The organism is Streptomyces sp. NPDC037410 (genome assembly GCF_055602235.1).
Genome location: NZ_JBVJWR010000008.1, coordinates 47,834 through 64,266, shown reverse-complemented (window position 1 = coordinate 64,266; position 16,433 = coordinate 47,834). Strand labels below are relative to the sequence as shown.

The 16,433-nt window shown below is 73.2% G+C and carries 14 protein-coding genes and 1 pseudogene; 6 read left to right on the top strand and 9 right to left on the bottom strand.

The features are described 5' to 3' along the window. Nucleotides 1–41: 41 nt before the first annotated feature. Complete coding sequence (locus tag ACZ7HT_RS15235) at nucleotides 42–611, bottom strand: hypothetical protein (RefSeq protein WP_471165058.1); 570 nt, start codon at nucleotides 609–611, stop codon at nucleotides 42–44. Between the two features lie 126 nt (nucleotides 612–737). Between ACZ7HT_RS15235 and ACZ7HT_RS15230 the strand changes: the two genes are divergently transcribed. Beyond that, nucleotides 738–1,364: a hypothetical protein gene (locus ACZ7HT_RS15230; protein WP_471165056.1), complete on the top strand. Its 627-nt coding sequence runs from the start codon at nucleotides 738–740 to the stop codon at nucleotides 1,362–1,364. Between the two features lie 30 nt (nucleotides 1,365–1,394). On the opposite strand, the gene afsK is transcribed toward ACZ7HT_RS15230, so the two are convergent. Further along, nucleotides 1,395–3,821: a protein serine/threonine kinase AfsK gene (afsK, locus tag ACZ7HT_RS15225; protein WP_471165053.1), complete on the bottom strand. Its 2,427-nt coding sequence runs from the start codon at nucleotides 3,819–3,821 to the stop codon at nucleotides 1,395–1,397. Between the two features lie 138 nt (nucleotides 3,822–3,959). Next, a complete protein-coding gene (locus ACZ7HT_RS15220; protein ID WP_471165051.1) occupies nucleotides 3,960–4,745 on the bottom strand; it encodes a VOC family protein in 786 nt (261 codons plus the stop codon). A gap of 317 nt (nucleotides 4,746–5,062) precedes the next feature. Here ACZ7HT_RS15220 and ACZ7HT_RS15215 point away from each other — a divergent pair, with 317 nt between their 5' ends. Continuing rightward, entirely contained in the window at nucleotides 5,063–5,710 is a 648-nt protein-coding gene (locus tag ACZ7HT_RS15215) for a TetR family transcriptional regulator (RefSeq protein WP_471165050.1), read from the top strand. A 102-nt stretch (nucleotides 5,711–5,812) separates the two neighbouring features. Here ACZ7HT_RS15215 and ACZ7HT_RS15210 read toward each other — a convergent pair whose 3' ends face one another. Next, the gene (locus tag ACZ7HT_RS15210; RefSeq protein ID WP_471165044.1) at nucleotides 5,813–6,283 is read right to left on the bottom strand and encodes a nitroreductase family deazaflavin-dependent oxidoreductase; all 471 of its coding nucleotides are present in this window, start codon (nucleotides 6,281–6,283) and stop codon (nucleotides 5,813–5,815) included. Beyond that, nucleotides 6,284–7,327: pseudogene (locus tag ACZ7HT_RS15205) on the bottom strand (acyl-CoA dehydrogenase family protein); the annotation flags it as partial. Between the two features lie 508 nt (nucleotides 7,328–7,835). Between ACZ7HT_RS15205 and ACZ7HT_RS15200 the strand changes: the two are divergent. The 3 genes from ACZ7HT_RS15200 (at nucleotide 7,836) to ACZ7HT_RS15190 (ending at nucleotide 11,004) form a co-directional block, all read left to right on the top strand. After that, nucleotides 7,836–8,999 (top strand): thiolase C-terminal domain-containing protein, encoded by a 1,164-nt coding sequence (locus ACZ7HT_RS15200; protein WP_471165041.1) that lies wholly within the window; start codon nucleotides 7,836–7,838, stop codon nucleotides 8,997–8,999. A gap of 119 nt (nucleotides 9,000–9,118) precedes the next feature. Continuing rightward, a complete protein-coding gene (locus ACZ7HT_RS15195; protein WP_471165037.1) occupies nucleotides 9,119–10,354 on the top strand; it encodes an FAD-dependent monooxygenase in 1,236 nt (411 codons plus the stop codon). After that, on the top strand, nucleotides 10,351–11,004 hold the full coding sequence (locus ACZ7HT_RS15190; protein WP_471165033.1) for a pyridoxine/pyridoxamine 5'-phosphate oxidase: 654 nt from the start codon (nucleotides 10,351–10,353) through the stop codon (nucleotides 11,002–11,004). Before ACZ7HT_RS15195 ends, ACZ7HT_RS15190 begins: the two co-directional genes overlap by 4 nt. A 22-nt stretch (nucleotides 11,005–11,026) precedes the next feature. On the opposite strand, the gene ACZ7HT_RS15185 is transcribed toward ACZ7HT_RS15190, so the two are convergent. From ACZ7HT_RS15185 to ACZ7HT_RS15170, 4 genes are all read right to left on the bottom strand, one after another. Then, entirely contained in the window at nucleotides 11,027–12,907 is a 1,881-nt protein-coding gene (locus ACZ7HT_RS15185; RefSeq protein ID WP_471165030.1) for an AMP-dependent synthetase/ligase, read from the bottom strand. Between the two features lie 78 nt (nucleotides 12,908–12,985). After that, on the bottom strand, nucleotides 12,986–13,645 hold the full coding sequence (locus ACZ7HT_RS15180) for a TetR/AcrR family transcriptional regulator (protein WP_471165028.1): 660 nt from the start codon (nucleotides 13,643–13,645) through the stop codon (nucleotides 12,986–12,988). 105 nt (nucleotides 13,646–13,750) lie between these two features. Beyond that, complete coding sequence (locus tag ACZ7HT_RS15175) at nucleotides 13,751–15,070, bottom strand: dicarboxylate/amino acid:cation symporter (RefSeq protein WP_471165026.1); 1,320 nt, start codon at nucleotides 15,068–15,070, stop codon at nucleotides 13,751–13,753. 420 nt (nucleotides 15,071–15,490) lie between these two features. Further along, nucleotides 15,491–15,757, bottom strand: a complete 267-nt coding sequence (locus tag ACZ7HT_RS15170; RefSeq protein ID WP_471165023.1) for a DUF4229 domain-containing protein — start codon at nucleotides 15,755–15,757, stop codon at nucleotides 15,491–15,493. Nucleotides 15,758–15,892: 135 nt separating this feature from the next. On the opposite strand from ACZ7HT_RS15170, the gene ACZ7HT_RS15165 reads away from it, so the two are divergent. Further along, nucleotides 15,893–16,423 (top strand): GNAT family N-acetyltransferase, encoded by a 531-nt coding sequence (locus ACZ7HT_RS15165; RefSeq protein ID WP_471165020.1) that lies wholly within the window; start codon nucleotides 15,893–15,895, stop codon nucleotides 16,421–16,423. The last annotated feature ends 10 nt before the right edge of the window (nucleotides 16,424–16,433 follow it).

Below are 16,433 nucleotides of genomic sequence, written 5' to 3'. Positions count from 1 at the left end.
CGACGACGACGCTGATCCGCTGGAACCGACCCTCGCCGGGGCTACGTCCTCTTCTTCCGTACGTCGTAGACCCGGCAGTTCTTCACGGACGAGACGGCCATCGGGTTGTTCATCGCGACCTCGAAGGTCTTCTCCTCGTAGGCCCCGACGGTGACGACGGCCGTCGTCGAGTCGACGGCGGAACCCGTGCCGCCCTTGAAGTCCACCGTCACCTCGTACGTCCCCTCAAGGGCGTCGTGCGAGGTGATCTTCAGCGTCGACGTGGTGTCCGCCTTCCGGGCCGGCCTGCCCTTCCGCTTCTTCTGGGCCGGCTTCACGCAGTCGACGACCACCACCTCGACCCGCGCCGACGTCGGGGACGGGCTCGCGGTGGCCGTCGAGCCGCCCGCGTCGTCCGTACTGATGTAGTCGTCGTTGCCCTGCTCGTCGCTGGAGCAGCCGCCGCCCGAATCGTCGTCGTCGTGGGAGCCCTTGTGGCTCCGGCTCTTGCTCTTGCCGCTCTTCCCGCTGCCGCCACCGCTGCCGTGGCCGCCCTTGCCGGTGTGGAAACCGGTCAGCGCGAGGACCACCACCGTGAGCGTCGCCGCGAGCTTCAGCCGCGTCCGTACCATCGCCGCCACCCCTCCCTGTGTGTCGTGTCCGCGCCACCCTAGCGGCGGGTCCGTGCCACGTGGCGGGGCCCCCACACCCGGCGTAGCGTCGGGAACGAGGGCCGGACCGCCGAGGAGGCCGCACCGATGATCCGCAACATCGCCGGCTCCGTCCTGGCTCTCGCCGGAGCGACGGCCGCCGTCTGGAGCCCCTTCCGTGCCTGGTACGACGGCCGTCACGGGCGTGACTACGCCATCGGTGACCTGTTCACCGGCATCACCGACGCCAAGGCCGACATCGTGGGCTCGATCCTGCTGCCCTTCGCCTTCGCTGCCCTCGTCACCGTCGTCGGCGTACTGCTCCGCTCCCGCCTGCTCGTCGCCTTCGCCGGGATCGTCGTCCTCGGCTTCGCCATCCTGTGGATGGTGCGGGTCGGCGAGGCGGAGGGCAGCCTCACGATCGACGCCGACGGTACGGGGCTCGGCGACGGGCTCGCGTTCGCCTTCGGCGGCGGGGTCCTGCTGCTCCTCGGCGCGCTCGTGATGTCGGGCCGCAGCCACGCCCACCGGGTGGACCGGCCCTACCGGCCCCCGCACCCTCCGGAGGGTGCGGAACCCGCGGAGCCCGCCGGGACGGACCGGACGCTGACGTACCCGAGCGCGCCCGAGCCCGCGGAGCCCGCCGGGACGGACCGGACGCTCACGTACCCGAGCCCGCCGGAGCCGCCCCTGGAGGACGGCCCCGAACACACCCAGGGCCCGGACCGGACCTAGCGCCCCGGCCCCCCTTGGACCCTCAGGCCGTCACGCCCGCGCCGCCGCGCCCCGGCCCGTCGCCGTGCCCTTGACCGCGTCGAGCGCGTACACGCAGCGGTCCTTGCTGCACGCGTACACGACCCCGCCCTTCGCCACCGGCGAGCCGGTGATCTCGCCGCCGGTCGCGAGCTTCCAGCGGAGCTGGCCGCCGGTCGCGTCCAGGGTGTACAGGACGTGGTCGGCCGAGCCGAAGTGCACCCGGCCGTCGGCGACGACCGGGGAGCCGACCAGCTCGCCGCCCGCCGCGAACCGCCACCGGGGGGTGCCGGTGACCGCGTCCAGCGTGTAGAGCGCGCTGCCGCTGCCGACGTGCACGTTCCCGTCGGCGACGAGCACCGGCTCGGTCGACTGGCGCGGCTCGGTCGCGATCCGCCAGCGGTCCTGCCCGGTGGTCGCGTCGAGGGCGTACACGGTGCCGAGGTGGTCCGAGAGGTACACCCCGCCGCCCGTGACGGCCGGTCCCGGCGCGAACGCGGGCGGGGAGAGGAACACGGCCGGCGCCTCGAAGTGCCAGCGGACGTGCCCGGCGGCGATGTCGATCGACAGGACCCGGGTCCCGGCGGAGACGTACACGCAGCCGTCCTCGGCCGGGGCCACCCGTACCGGCACGTTGGCGCAGGAGGCGGCGTCGCCGATCGGGTACGACCAGCGCTCCACGCCCGTGCGGGCGTCGAGGGCCTGGAGCCGGGCGTCCCGCCACAGGTACACGGTGTCGCCGTGCACGGCGGGCCCCGCCTCCGGGGTCTCGAAGTCGGTCTGCGCGCCGGTGAGCTCCCACAGCTTGGCGCCGTTGGAGGCCTCCCAGGCCTGCACGCCGCCGCCGCGGGTACCGGTGACGACCGTGCCCCGGTCGACCTTCAGCGAGTACACCCAGGCGTCCGTGGACAGCCGCCAGCGCTCGCTGCCGTCGCCGGCGTCGAGGGCGTACAGGGTGGGTCCGTCGGAGGCGTGGATACGGCCCGAGGCGACGGCCATCGACCAGGCCACGTCCCGGGTCTTGAACTGGCGCCGGCCGCTCCCCGTGTCCAGGGCGTGCACCTCGAAGGAGGTCACGTACAGCAGGTCGCCGTCGACGACCGGGGTGCCCCAGACGTCGTTCGACATGCGGAAGCGCCAGGGCCGCCAGTGGCCGGGCTCCGGCGGGGGCTGCGGGGCGGCCGCCTGGCCGCTCCCCTGGGCCGGGACGTGCTGCGGCCCGGGCCCCGGTGCCGTACCGGAGTCGGCGCCGTGCGGGCCGCCGCCGGGCGGGCGGATCCAGCCGGTCGCGGGGCCCGCGTCGGCGCCCCGGCCGACGGCGAGCGCCGCCCGGGTGTCGGCGACCCGGGGGCCGGGGCCGATCGGCACGGTCGCGCCGCCGAGGCGCACGGGACCGCCCGCGCTCGCGGCGGGCCCGGCGTGCCGGCCGCCGGGGGGCGCGTGCTCCGGCGCCCGCTCCGGTGTCCGCTCCGGGAAGCGCGGGTCCCGGCCCGGGACCGGCGGGTCCGCCGGGGGCGGGGGCGGCGTCGGTCCCGGCACCTGACGGCCGCCGCCGCGGCGCCGCTCGATCATGGCGGTCGCGCTCAGCGGCAGCCACGCGGAGGCCGTGCCGCTGTCGTCGCTGCCGGGGCCGAAGAGGTGCGGGGCGAGCTGCGCCTGGAGGTCGGCCGGGGTGGGCCGGCGGGTGACGTCCATCTGCATGCAGGCGTCGATGAGGGGCCGCAGCTCGTCCGGCAGCCCCTCCAGGTCCGGGCCCTCCCGCAGCAGCATGAACACCGTCTCGACGGGGTTGGCGCCGTGGTAGGGCGCGTGCCCGGTGGCGGCGAAGACCAGCATCGAGCCCAGCGAGAAGACGTCGCTGGCGCCGGTGACGCTGCGCGAGTCGCGGGCCTGCTCGGGCGACATGTAGGCGGGGGTGCCGACGGCGACGTTGGTCATGGTCAGGCGCGTGTTGGAGACGCCCGACGCGATGCCGAAGTCGATCACCCGGGGGCCGTCCTCGACGACGAGGACGTTGGAGGGCTTGAGGTCGCGGTGGACCAGGCCCGCGCCGTGGATGGACTGCAGGGCCTCGGCGACGCCCGCGGCGAGCCAGCGGACGGCCTGGGCCGGGAGCGGCCCGCACTCGTTCACTATCTCTTCGAGCGAGGGCGCCGGCACGTACGCGGTGGCCAGCCAGGGCACGGCGGCGCGCGGGTCGGCGTCGACGACGGCCGCCGTGTAGAAGCCGGAGACCGCCCGGGCGGCCTCTACCTCCCGGGTGAAGCGGACCCGGAACAGCTGGTCCTCCGCGAGCTCCGTGCGCACGGTCTTGATCGCCACGCGCCGGCCCGAGGCCGAGCGCGCGAGATAGACCAGGCCCATTCCGCCCGCGCCGAGCCGGCCCAGCACCTCGAAGGGCCCGATACGTCTCGGGTCGTGCTGCGTCAGCTGTTCCACTTGCCTGCCACCTCCCCGTACGGGCCATGAGGGTACGGCCCCGTGGCCCCTGATTCTTCCTGTCCGAGGGCCTGGTTGCGAACCCGGGGGCGGATCGGGGTGTCACACCTCATATCGGCGGCGGATCGGCGGCGGTGGTCAGCTTCCGTCGGCGGGTTCCGCGAGGACGGCGAAGCGGGCGCCCTGGTTGTCGTGGAGGACGGCGATCCGGCCGTGCGGGGTGTCGAAGGCCGGGGTGGCGACCCGGCCACCGAGCCGGACGGTGGTCGCACAGGCCTCGTCGCAGTCGGCGACGGCGAAGTACACGAGGACGTGGCCGGGCATCTCGGCGGGGAAGTCCTCGCTGATGACGGCGCGTCCGCCGAAGGCGCTGTCGTCGCCGGGCCGTGAGCCGGGCGGGGACCAGACGCGGTAGTCGAAGCCGGGGTCCCTGCCGTCCGCCTCGGCGTCGGCCTGGCGGCCGAGGTAGCCGAAGACGCTGGCGTAGAAGGTGTCGACGGCGTCGGGGAGGCGGGTGTAGACCTCCATCCAGCAGAAGGCGCCCGGCTCGTTCGTGACCTCGAAGCCGTCGGGGTCGCCCTCCTGGCGGATGCCGAAGACCGCGCCGCCGGGGTCGGCGGCGAGCGCGTAGACGCCGAAGGGGCCGACGGGGTAGGGCTCCATGACCATCTGCCCGCCGGCGGCCTTGATCCGGGCGGCGAGGGTGCCGGCGTCCTCGGTGGCGAGGTAGAGGGTCCAGGTGGTGGGCATGCGCCCGTCGCGCTTGGGGACGAGCCCGGCGACCCGGCGGCCGCCGAGGAGGGCCTCGTCACGGGCGGGGTCGAAGGTCCAGCCGAAGAGCTCGCCGTAGAAGCGCTTGCCCGCTTCCAGGTCGGGGAGCTGTGCGTCCACCCAGCAGGGGGTGCCCTCAATGCGTACGGCCATGTCCACACGCTAGGACGGCGGGGGCCGCCCCGCACGCCCCGAGATGGGAACAAAATGCCGATTCATGGGGCCGGAGCCCTTGGGGCGCCCGGGTTGTCCACCGAAGTTGTCCACAGACTGTTCATAAGCCGATCCGGGGACGTCCGGGCACGGAGGTCCACCGTCCCGGGTACGGGCGTCCCGGATCCGGAGCCGAGGTGGCCGGAACCCGCCCCTCCCCTCCGTCGGGGACACGCGGGCCGACCTCGGAGAACGGGGTGCACCCCATTTGCACTCGGCCGAATCGCGCGCCGAAGCCCCCTCGGTAAGCTGACGGCATGACAGGACAAGTACGCACCGTCGACGGCCGCGTGGCCGGACGACGCGGCCAGGCGACGCGGCAGAAGCTGCTCGACTGCCTCGGTGAGATGCTCAGCTCCTCGCCCTACCGGGACGTCAAGGTCATCGATGTGGCCCGGAAGGCGGGTACTTCACCCGCGACGTTCTATCAGTACTTCCCGGACGTCGAGGGAGCGGTCCTCGAGATCGCGGAGGAAATGGCCAAGGAGGGCGCCGCGTTGACCGAGCTGGTCTCCGGCCGCTCCTGGGTCGGCAAGGCCGGCTGGCAGACCTCGGAGGAACTCGTCGAGGGCTTCCTGGACTTCTGGCGCAAGCACGACGCGATCCTGCGGGTCGTGGACCTCGGTGCCGCCGAGGGCGACAAGCGGTTCTACAAGATCCGCATGAAGATCCTGAACTCGGTCACCAACTCCCTGACGGACGCGGTGAAGGAGCTCCAGGCCAAGGGCAAGGTCGACAAGGACATCAGTCCCGCCGCGATGGCCGGCTCCCTGGTGGCGATGCTGGCCTCGGTCGCCGGCCACCAGAAGGGCTTCCAGACCTGGGGCGTGAAGCAGGCCGAACTCAAGCCGAACCTCGCCTTGTTGGTGCACCTGGGAATCACCGGCAAGAAGCCGACCAGATAGCTCCGCCCCCCTCCTTCACCCGTCCTGTCGACGACGCCGGCGGCGGCCCGCTCCCCGAGAAACGGGGGGCGGGACCGCCGTCGGCGTCGCCGTGCCGGGCCGCTACCGGCGGGTGAGCCGGAAGAGCCGGATCTCGCGCTCGATCCGTGCCTGGTACGTGGCGTAGGGCGGCCAGAAGTCGAGGGCCGCCTTCCAGGCCGCCGCCCGTTCCTCGCCGTCGAGCAGTTCCGCCCGTACGGGTACGTCCTCGCCCCGCCAGTTGACCTCGACGTCCGGATGGGCGAGCAGGTTCGCCGTCCAGGCCGGGTGGCCCGGCCGCCCGAAGTTGGAGCCGACGAGGAGCCAGCGGCCGTCCCCCTCCGGCATGCAGGCGAGCGGGGTGACCCGCGGCTGCCCGCTCTTCGCGCCCCGGGCGGTGAGGATCACGCCGGGCAGCATCCGCGCGCTGAGCAGCACCTTTCCCTTGGTCAGCCGGTGCACGGCCCGGTCCATGGCCGGGATGAGGTGCGGGGCGACCTTGGCGAAGGTCCGGGTCGAGGAAACCTTCTGCACGAGCTTCCGTCCGGCGGCCATCTACGCCGCCTCCTCTCCGAAGAGTCCGGTCCGTTCCGCGGCCCGGGCGCGCAGCCGCCGGGCGGGGCCGAAGAGCAGCTCGTCGGAGGCCGCCCGCTTGAAGCAGAGGTCGTCGGCGGTGGCGCGCAGCGCCTCCAGGGCGTGGGCGAGGGCGAGCGGTCCGCCGTCGGGTTCGCGGGCCGCGCAGTACGTCAGGGAGCGGGCCACCTCGACCTGGACGTGGAGGTCGGCGAGGCCCTGTGGGAAGCGCCCGGCCGCGCGGTCGAGCGCGGCCGCGGCGGCGCCGACGGCCTCGGCGGCCAGCATCACGGCGGCGGTACGGCCGGTGGCGGCGAGGGCGCCGAGGACGTCGGCCGGTTCCTCGCCGAGGAGTTCGGCCCCGGTGTCCCGGAACTGGACGGTGGCCAGGGGCCGGGTGGGGTCGAGGGCGGGCTGCCGGGTCCGTACGAGGCCGGGGGCGTCCGCCGGGACGAGGAAGAGCAGCGTACGGCTGCGGGCGAAGCCGCCGGCGTGGGCGGCGACGAGGAGCAGACCGGCGCTGTGTCCGTCGACGACCTGGGCGGCCTCGCCGTAGAGGCGCCAGCCGCCGTCCGCCCCGCGGGCGGCCTGGATGCCGCCGGCGCGGCCGCCGCCCGACCAGTTCCCGTCGGTGTTGTCGCCGGTGAGGCCGAGGGCCCGGGAGAGGCCGCCGGGGGCGGCGAGGGCGCAGGTGAGACCGCCTTCGGCGATGCGCGGGAGGTGGGCGGCGCGCTGGGCCGGGGTGCCGAGGGCGGCGAGCAGCGGGGCGGCGAGGACGGTGGTGGCCAGGAGCGGGGAGGGGGCGAGGGCCCGGCCGGTCTCCTCGCAGACGGGGGCGAGGGCGGCGGGGTCGCGGCCGGCGCCTCCGTACTCCTCGGCGATGGCGAGCCCGGCGAGACCGAGGGTGCCGGCGAGGCGGACCCAGAGCGCGGTGTCGTACCGGCCGGGGCCGAAGCCCCGGCTCCCGTCCGCCCCGGCGCGCTCGGCGAGCAGCTCCCGCAGGGCGTCCCGGAGCTCCCGCTGATCCTGGGCGGGCGGGACGGCGGGCGGGACGGCGGGCTGGGAGACGGGCGGGACGGCGGGCGCCGTCGCGGACGCCTCGGCGAGAGGCGCCGTGGGCGGGGCGGCGGGTGCCTCCGGCGGCGCGGGTGGCGTCGGTGGCGCGGGCGCGCCGGCGAACGGCGCCGCGGGCGGGGTCGCGCAGGGGTCAGCCCGGCCCGCGGGCGGGACGGCGAGCGGTCCCGCCGCCGAGGCGGCGGGCGGTTCCGCCCCCGGAACGGCAGGCGCGTCCGACCCCTGGGCGGCAGGCGGTCCCGTCCGCGCGGCGGCGGGCGCGTCCGGCCCCGGGCCGGCAGGCGGTTCCGCCGGGGGCGGGCCCGCGGGCGGTTCCACCCTCGAGGCGTTGAGCGCAGCGGAATCGGCGTCCATGGGGCTCCCTCCGTATCTGACGGTCCGTCATGCTAGGGCGGTGCGACCCCGGTTGCCCAGAGAGGCGCCGGTCCCGATTCAAGGAATCTGATGTACCGTCAGATTCATGCCCACCACCACGCGCAGCTCCCGCCGCGTCGCCGTCGTCGGCGTCTCCCTCTCCGACTGCGGCCGGGTCGACGAGGCCACCCCGTACGCCCTGCACGCCCAGGCCGCCCGCCGCGCCCTCGCGGACAGCGGCCTCGACCGCTCGCTGATCGACGGCCTCGCCTCGGCGGGCCTCGGCACGCTCGCCCCGGTCGAGGTCGCCGAGTACCTGGGCCTGCGCCCCCGCTGGGTGGACTCGACCGCCGTCGGCGGCGCCACCTGGGAGGTCATGGCCGCGCACGCCGCCGACGCGATCGCCGCGGGCCACGCGAACGCGGTCCTGCTCGTGTACGGCTCCACCGCCCGCACCGACATCCGCGCCCGGCGCCGCACCTCGAACCTCTCCTTCGGCTCGCGCGGCCCGCTCCAGTTCGAGGCGCCGTACGGGCACACCCTGATCGCCAAGTACGCGATGGCCGCCCGCCGTCACATGCACGAGTACGGCACCACCCTGGAGCAGCTCGCGGAGGTGGCCGTGCGGGCGCGGGCGAACGCGGCGCTCAACCCGGAGGCGATGTTCCGCGAGCCGATCACCGTCGACGACGTCCTGGACGGGCCGATGATCGCGGACCCGTTCACCAGACTGCACTGCTGCATCCGCAGCGACGGCGGCTGCGCGGTGCTGCTCGTGGCCGAGGAGTACGTGCGGGACTGCCGCAAGGCCCCGGTCTGGGTGCTCGGCACCGGCGAGCACGTCTCGCACACGACGATGTCCGAGTGGGAGGACTTCACGGTCTCCCCGGCGGCCGTCAGCGGCCGGCTGGCCTTCGAGCGGGCGGGCGTCCGGCCGGCCGACGTCGATGTCGCCGAGATCTACGACGCCTTCACCTACATGACCCTGGTGACCCTGGAGGACCTGGGCTTCTGCGCGAAGGGCGAGGGCGGCGCGTTCGTCCAGGAGAAGGACCGGCTGCCGGTGAACACGGACGGCGGCGGCCTCTCGGCCTGCCACCCGGGGATGCGGGGCCTGTTCCTGCTCGTGGAGGCGGTACGCCAACTGCGCGGCGAGGCACCGGGATTGCAGGTGCGGCGCCCGGACGGCTCCCTGCCGGAGCTGGCGGTGGCCTCGGGGACGGGGGGCTGGTTCTGCTCCTCGGGGACGGTGGTGCTGGGCCGGGACTGACCCCTCAGGACCTCCGCCCAGGAATCTACACAAGCGTCATAGACAACCGTGTAGGACATCCGTATAGTCATGTCCGCGGGCAGGGGAACGGCCCGCAGACACCCGACAAGGAGTCCGACATGCAGCGCACCGCCAAGACCGTCCTGATCTCCGGCGCCTCGATCGCAGGCCCCGCCCTCGCCCTCTCGCTGCACCGCCACGGCTTCGTCCCGACCGTCGTCGAGCGCGCCCCCGAACTGCGCACCGGCGGATACAAGGTCGACATCCGCGGCACCGCCATCGAGGTCTGCCGCCGGATGGGCGTCCTCGACGAGATCCGCGCCCACTCCACGGACATGCGCGGCGGTTCGTACGTCGACGACGCCGGCCGCACCATCGGCGAACTGCCCGCCGACATCTTCGGCGGCCGCGTCGAGGAGGACGACGAGATCATGCGCGGCGAGCTCGCCCGCATCCTGTACGACCGGACCCGCGAGGACGTCGAGTACGTCTTCGGCGACTCGATCGCCTCCATGGCGGAGGACGCCGACGGCGTCACCGTCACCTTCGAGAGCGGCACCGTCCGCCGCTTCGACCTGGTCGTCGGCGCCGACGGACTCCACTCGAACACCCGGAGGCTCGCCTTCGGCCCGGAGGAGCGCTACAAGCGCCACCTCGACGCGTACATCTCCATCTTCACGGCCCCCAACCACCTGGGCCTGGACCGCTGGGAGACCTACCACGCGCTCCCCGGGAAGCTGACCTGCGTCTACAGCTCCGCCGGCGAGACCGACGCCAAGAACCTCTTCGTCTTCTCCTCCACGGAGCCCCAGCCCGACCACCACGACACCGCCGCCCAGAAGCGCTTCCTCGCCCGCACCTTCCAGGGCGACGGCTGGGAGATCCCGCGCCTGCTCGGCCACGCCGCCGGGGCCGACGACTTCTACCTCGACTCCATCGCCCTCGTGGAGATGGACCGCTGGTCCACCGGCCGGGTCGTGCTGCTCGGCGACGCCGCCCACTGCACCTCCCCCGCCTCGGGCCAGGGCACGGGCCTCGCCCTCACCGGCGCGTACGTCCTGGCGGGCGAGCTCGCCCGGGCGGGCGGCGACCACACCGTCGCCTTCGCCCGCTACGAGGAGCGGATGCGGCCCGGCGTGGAGCGCAACCAGCGGATGGCCGAGCGCTTCGTCAAGGAGATGGTCGTCGACCGGAAGTGGAAGATCGCCCTGCGCATGCTCATGGTCCGGACCCTGCCGAAGACCCCCTGGAAGAACCTCATCGCGAAGAAGATCCGCGACGAGATCCAGGCCGCGGCGAACGCCGTCCCGATCGAGGACCACGACACCACCGCACGGCCTACCGTGGCCGCATGACCGACTTCCACCGCGCCCTCCACTCGCTCAGGGTCTGGGACACCGCACTCCCCTCCTTCGACCCGGCGAGCGCCCCGCCCGAGCCGCTCCCCCTCTTCCACGACTGGTTCACGGCCGCCGCCGCGGCCGGCCAGACCGAGCCGCACACCCTCTCCCTGGCCACCGTGGACGAGGAGGGCAGGCCCGACGTCCGCACGGTGATGCTGCACGACGCCGACGGCCGCGGCTGGCACTTCGCCTCGCACGCCACCAGCGCCAAGGGCCGCCAGCTCGCCGCCCGCCCCGAGGCCGCCCTCGGCTTCTACTGGCCGGTCCAGGGCCGCCAGGTCCGCGTCCGGGGCCACGTCACCACCGGCACCCCCGAGGAGGCGTACGAGGACCTCCACGCCCGCACCACCGGCGCCCTCGCCTCGGCGCTCGTCGGCCGGCAGAGCGAGCTCCTCGACTCCCCCGAGACCCTCGCCGAGGCGAGCGCCGCCGCCTGGCGCCGGGCCGAGGCCGAACCGGACGCCCCCGCCCCCACCTGGACCCTGTACGTGGTCGAACCGGCCGAGGTCGAGTTCTTCCAGGGCGACGCCCGCCGCCGCCACGTCCGCCTCCGCTACCGGCGCACCGCGGACGGCTGGACCCGCGAACTCCTCTGGCCCTGAGGCTTGATCCGCCGGACAGGCCCTAAGCCCCGTCGGCGCCGTACATCTCCTCGATGTCCCGGGCGAAGTCCCGCAGCACCGCGCGCCGTTTGAGCTTCATCGACGGCGTCAGATGTCCCGAGGTCTCCGAGAACTCGGTGGTCAGGACCCGGAAGGCGCGGATCGACTCGGCCCGCGAGACCAGCCGGTTGGCGTCGTCCACCCCCCGCTGGAGCGCGGCGAGCAGCTCCGGGTCCCGGGCCAGCTCCCAGAGCGCCAGATGGTCCTTGTGGCGCATCCGCCGCCAGTGCGTCAGGCCCTCGTGGTCGAGGGTGATCAGGGCCGTGATGTACGGCCGGTCGTCGCCGAGGACCATGCACTGGCCCACCAGCGGGTGGGCGCGCAGCCAGTCCTCCAGCGGGGCCGGGGCCACGTTCTTGCCGGCCGAGGTGATGAGGAGGTCCTTCTTGCGGCCGGTGATCCGGAGGTAGCCGTCCTCGTCGAGGGTGCCGAGGTCCCCGGTGGGGAACCAGCCGTCGTCGGTGTACGGCACGGCCGCGCCGCGCTGCCCGTCCCAGTACCCGGCGAAGACGTGACCGCCCTTGAGCCAGACCTCGCCGTCGTCGGCGATCCGGACGGCCGTGCCCGGCAGGGGCTGTCCGACGGTGCCGGTGCGCGGCCGGCGGGGCGGGGTGACCGTCGAGGCAGCCGTGGTCTCCGTCAGGCCGTACCCCTCGAAGACCTCGACGCCGGCGCCCGCGAAGAACTCGGCGAGCGGGGCGCCGAGCGGGGAGCCGCCGCAGATCACGTACTTCACCCGGCCGCCGAGCGCCGTGCGGATCCGCCGGTAGACGAGCGGGTCGTAGAGGGCCCGGGCGGCCCGCAGGGCGAGCGAGGGCGAGGTGGTCCGCCCGTACCGGCGGGCGATCCGGGCGGCGCGGTCGAAGGCGGCGGCCTTTCCGCCGCGTTCGGCGGTGGCGCGGGCCTTGTTGAAGACCTTCTCCAGGACGTACGGGATGGCGAGGAGGAACGTGGGCCGGAATCCGGCCAGGTCGGTGAGGAGCTCCTCGCCCTCGACGGTGGGGGCGTGCCCGACCCGGACGCGGGCGCGGACGCAGCCGATGGCGACCATCCGGCCGAAGACGTGGGAGAGCGGCAGGAAGAGGAGGGTGGCGGCGGGCTCCTTGCTCTCCGAGACGAAGACGGGGTGGAGGAGCCGTACGGCGTTGTCGACCTCGGCGAAGAAGTTGGCGTGGGTGAGGGCGCAGCCCTTGAGGCGGCCGGTGGTGCCGGAGGTGTAGATGAGGGTGGCGAGCGCCTCGGGCGTGAGCAGTCCGCGCCGCGCGGTGACGACCTCGTCGGCGACCCGCGCCCCGGCCTGGCGCAGCTGCTCGACGGCTCCGGCACCGATCACCCACAGATGGGCGAGTCCGGGCAGCTGCCGCCGCTCGGCGGAGACCAGCCGGGCCTGCTCGGCGTCCTCGACGACGCAGGCCGCGGCCCCGGAGTCCTGGAGGATCCAGCGGATCTGGAAGGCGGAGGAGGTGGGGTAGACGGGGACGGTGACGAGCCCGGCGGCCCAGGCGGCGAAGTCGATCAGGGTCCACTCGTAGGTGGTACGGGCCATGAGCGCGAGCCGGTCGCCGGGGCGCAGGCCGCAGGCGATGAGCCCTTTGGCGACGGAGTGCACCTCGGCGGCGAAGCGCGAGGCGCTGACGTCACGCCACTCCCCCTCCGCGTCCTTCCTGGAGAAGAGAACGACGTCCGGGTCCTGCCGGGCGTTGTCGTACGGAAGGTCGGCCAGCGAGCCGCGGGCCACCCGGGGAACGACCGCGGGGACGGACACCTCCCGCACCCGCCCGTCGACCACCACCTTCCGCGGCTCGGCGGGCTCGGTCTCGGATGCGGCGGGGACGACGGACACGTGCGGCTCCTCGGTTGGCGCGATGAACTGAGGTCGTGCGTCGGTACGTTGAGCCCTGCGTTGCCCCAACTGCCCGGACTAGCCGGTAACCTTACTGCCCGGTAAGCCCTGGCGGGGAGACCAGCGCTCGCTTTTCATGAGGTTTCCGAGCCCGGCCCAGGCGAAGTTCATCAGCGTCGCGGCGGCCTCCTTCGCCGTCACCCCGGGGGTCTCGTTCGCCCAGCCGGCCAAGGACTCGGCCGACCCCACCAGGGCCTGCGCGAGCGCCTCCACGTCACGCCCGGCGATCACCACCCCGGCGGCCTCCCCGATGAGCCCCGCCACGAAGCCCACGATCTCGTCCCGCATCCGCGCCGCCTCCCCGGCGAACGGCTCCCCCTGCGTCCGCGCCTGCCGGCTCAGCACCACCCACGAGTCCGGATGCCCGGCGGCGTACGTGAAGAAGGCGAGCAGCCCCGCCCAGAGCCGCTCGTCGGGCGGCACCTCGGCCTCCCCGACCTCGGCGGCGACGGCCGCGAGCAGAGCCCCCGCCTCCCGCCGGATACAGGCGGTGAACAACTCCTCCTTGGACCCCAGATACAAATAGACCAACGGCTTCGAGACCCCGGCGAGCTCGGCGATCTCGTCCATGGACGCCGCCTGGTACCCGTGCCGCGCGAAACACCGCACGGCCGCGTCCATCATCTGCCGCTCCCGCACCACCCGCGGCAACCGCCGCGCCTTCGCCCCACCGGCCATGGCGCCCCACCCCTGCTTCCAAGATCCATTGGATGCCCCGCGAAAGCGTACGTGCCCCCTGCCCGGAGGGGGCAGGGGGCACGTGGCTCGGTGCGCGGGCGAGGGTCAGGCGGCGGCCGTGACCGCGACCTTCTTGTCGGTCTCGCCGACGCCGGCCAGGTCGTCGATCGGGGACGACGAGGCGTTCTCGTACGCGGTGAGGTCGAGGATCTTCTCGCGGGCCGAGACGATCACCGGGATCAGAGCCTGGCCTGCCACGTTCGTGGCGGTCCGCATCATGTCCAGGATCGGGTCGATCGCCATGAGGAGGCCGACGCCCTCCAGGGGGAGGCCCAGGGTGGAGAGGGTCAGGGTGAGCATGACCGTCGCGCCGGTGAGGCCGGCGGTGGCCGCCGAGCCGATGACCGAGACGAAGGCGATCAGCAGGTAGTCGCCGATGCCGAGCTGCACGTCGAAGATCTGCGCGATGAAGATCGCGGCGAGCGCCGGGTAGATCGCGGCGCAGCCGTCCATCTTGGTCGTCGCGCCGAACGGGACGGCGAAGGAGGCGTACTCCTTCGGGACGCCGAGGCGCTCGGTGACCTTCTGGGTGACCGGCATGGTGCCGACCGAGGAGCGGGAGACGAAGGCCAGCTGGATGGCCGGCCAGGCGCCCTTGTAGAACTGGAGCGGGTTGACCTTGGCGACCGTGGCGAGCAGCAGCGGGTAGACGCCGAAGAGGACCAGGGCGCAGCCGATGTAGATGTCGGCGGTGAAGGTCGCGTACTTGCCGATCAGGTCCCAGCCGTAGTCGGCGATGGCGAAGCCGATGAGGCCGACGGTGCCGAGCGGGGCGAGGCGGATGACCCACCACAGGGCCTTCTGGAGGAGCTCCAGGACCGACTCGGAGAGGGTGAGGATCGGCTTGGCGCGGTCGCCGAGCTTGAGGGCGGCGATGCCGGCGACGGCGGCCATGAAGACGATCTGGAGGACGTTCAGCTCGGTGAAGGGCGTGATGACGTCCGTCGGGATGATCCCGGTGAGGAAGTCGATCCAGGAGCCCTCGTGCTTGGGGAGCTTGCCGTCCTTCGGGGTGAGGCCGGTGCCGGCGCCCGGGTTGGTGATCAGGCCGATCGCGAGGCCGATGCCGACCGCGATGAGCGAGGTGATCATGAACCAGAGCAGGGTGCGGCTGGCGAGCCGGGCGGCGTTGTTCACCTTCCGCAGGTTGGTGATCGACACCAGGATCGCGAAGAAGACGAGCGGGGCGACGGCCAGCTTGAGCAGCTGGACGAAGATGCCGCCGATCTGGCTCAGGGTCTCCTTCAGCCAGGCGACGTCCTGGCTGCGGGCGATCCAGCCGAGCAGGGCGCCGAGGGCCAGACCGGCGATGATCTGGGCCCAGAAGGGGACCTTGGGTATCCGGGACTTCGTCTCGGGCGTCACGGGCACGCTCCACAGGTGCGTATCGGGAAATACGGGGACGGGGGTGCGGCACTCACGCGCTGTTCAGGCGGGGCCACTGATGATGCCGGGTCAGAGCTGACGGCAACAGACCGCGGACGTACTGGGGGTCCCCCCTGAACGAGCGAAGCCGAGCGATCGGGGGAGGCACAGATCGACGTGCAGGCGCGCCACGAGCGGCGTGCTCGCGGCATGGGAGAGGCGCTCTGCGGACTTCACGTCGATCACGTTAACACTTGAACTTTGAGAACCTCAAAGCCATTCTTTGAGGCGCGAAGACGCCCCTTCGCCTCCGAAACGCAGAACACCCCAGGTCGGAGCCTTGGAAGGCCCAGCCTGGGGTGAGATGTCTGTGAGGAAGCTTACGCAGTCCTTACACAGCTCTTACACGGCGGACGGCGACTAGAGCGCGTCCTCCTGCGACCGGTTCGCGTCCAGTCGGCCCTTGGCGCGGTCGACGCGCGCCACGACCTCGGCGCTCGCCTCGTCCCGCGCCTTGCGCAGGACGACGAAGCTGAGCGGGGCGGAGACGACGATGGCGAGGACGAGGACCCAGAGCAGGTTCGAGTCGCCCAGGCCGCGCGGCAGCACGCCGACGTAGACGAGACCCCACAGGGCGAGGAAGCACCCGGCGAAGATCCCGAGCCGCATCAGCGTGTAGCGGAGCATGTCAGTCCACTCTTCCGTTCCGAAAGATCGCAAAGTTCCCAAGCGGGACGAGCGTCCTCCAGTGAAGCACGCGTCGGCACCGACCCCGGGACCGGCCCTCTTGAGCCCTCCAGAGGTAATGGATAAGGTCCGTCTATGACCCTTACCTTCGAGGTGGACCCGGCGGTCGACCGCACCCTGCGCGACGGCGTGCTCTCCCTCTGGGCCGACGTCTCCAACGCGGGCGGCGCCGTCGGCTTCGTACCCCCCGTGACACCCGACGCGATACGCCCCGCGCTGCTCAGGCACCTGGTCGCCATGACGGAGGGCGGCACGCGCCTCCTCGTCGGCCGCGACGAGGACGGCGAGGTCGCCGCCACCGCCTTCTTCACCTTCAACAGCCACCCGCTGATGAAGCACTGGGTGTGGCTCTACACCGTGATGGTCCACCCCCGGCACCAGGGCCGCGGATACGGCCGCGACCTCATGGCGGCGGTCGAGCACACCGCCCGTACGGCCGAGGGCTTCGAGCGGATCGAGGCGATCCGCCTGACCTGCCGGGGCGGCACGGGCGTCGACGGCTTCTACGCGAAGTCCGGTTACAAGGAGGTCGGCCGCGTCCCCGACGCGATCCGGGTCGCCCCCGGCGACGACCGCGACGACATCATCATGCTGCTGCCGCTGTAGGCGGGTACGG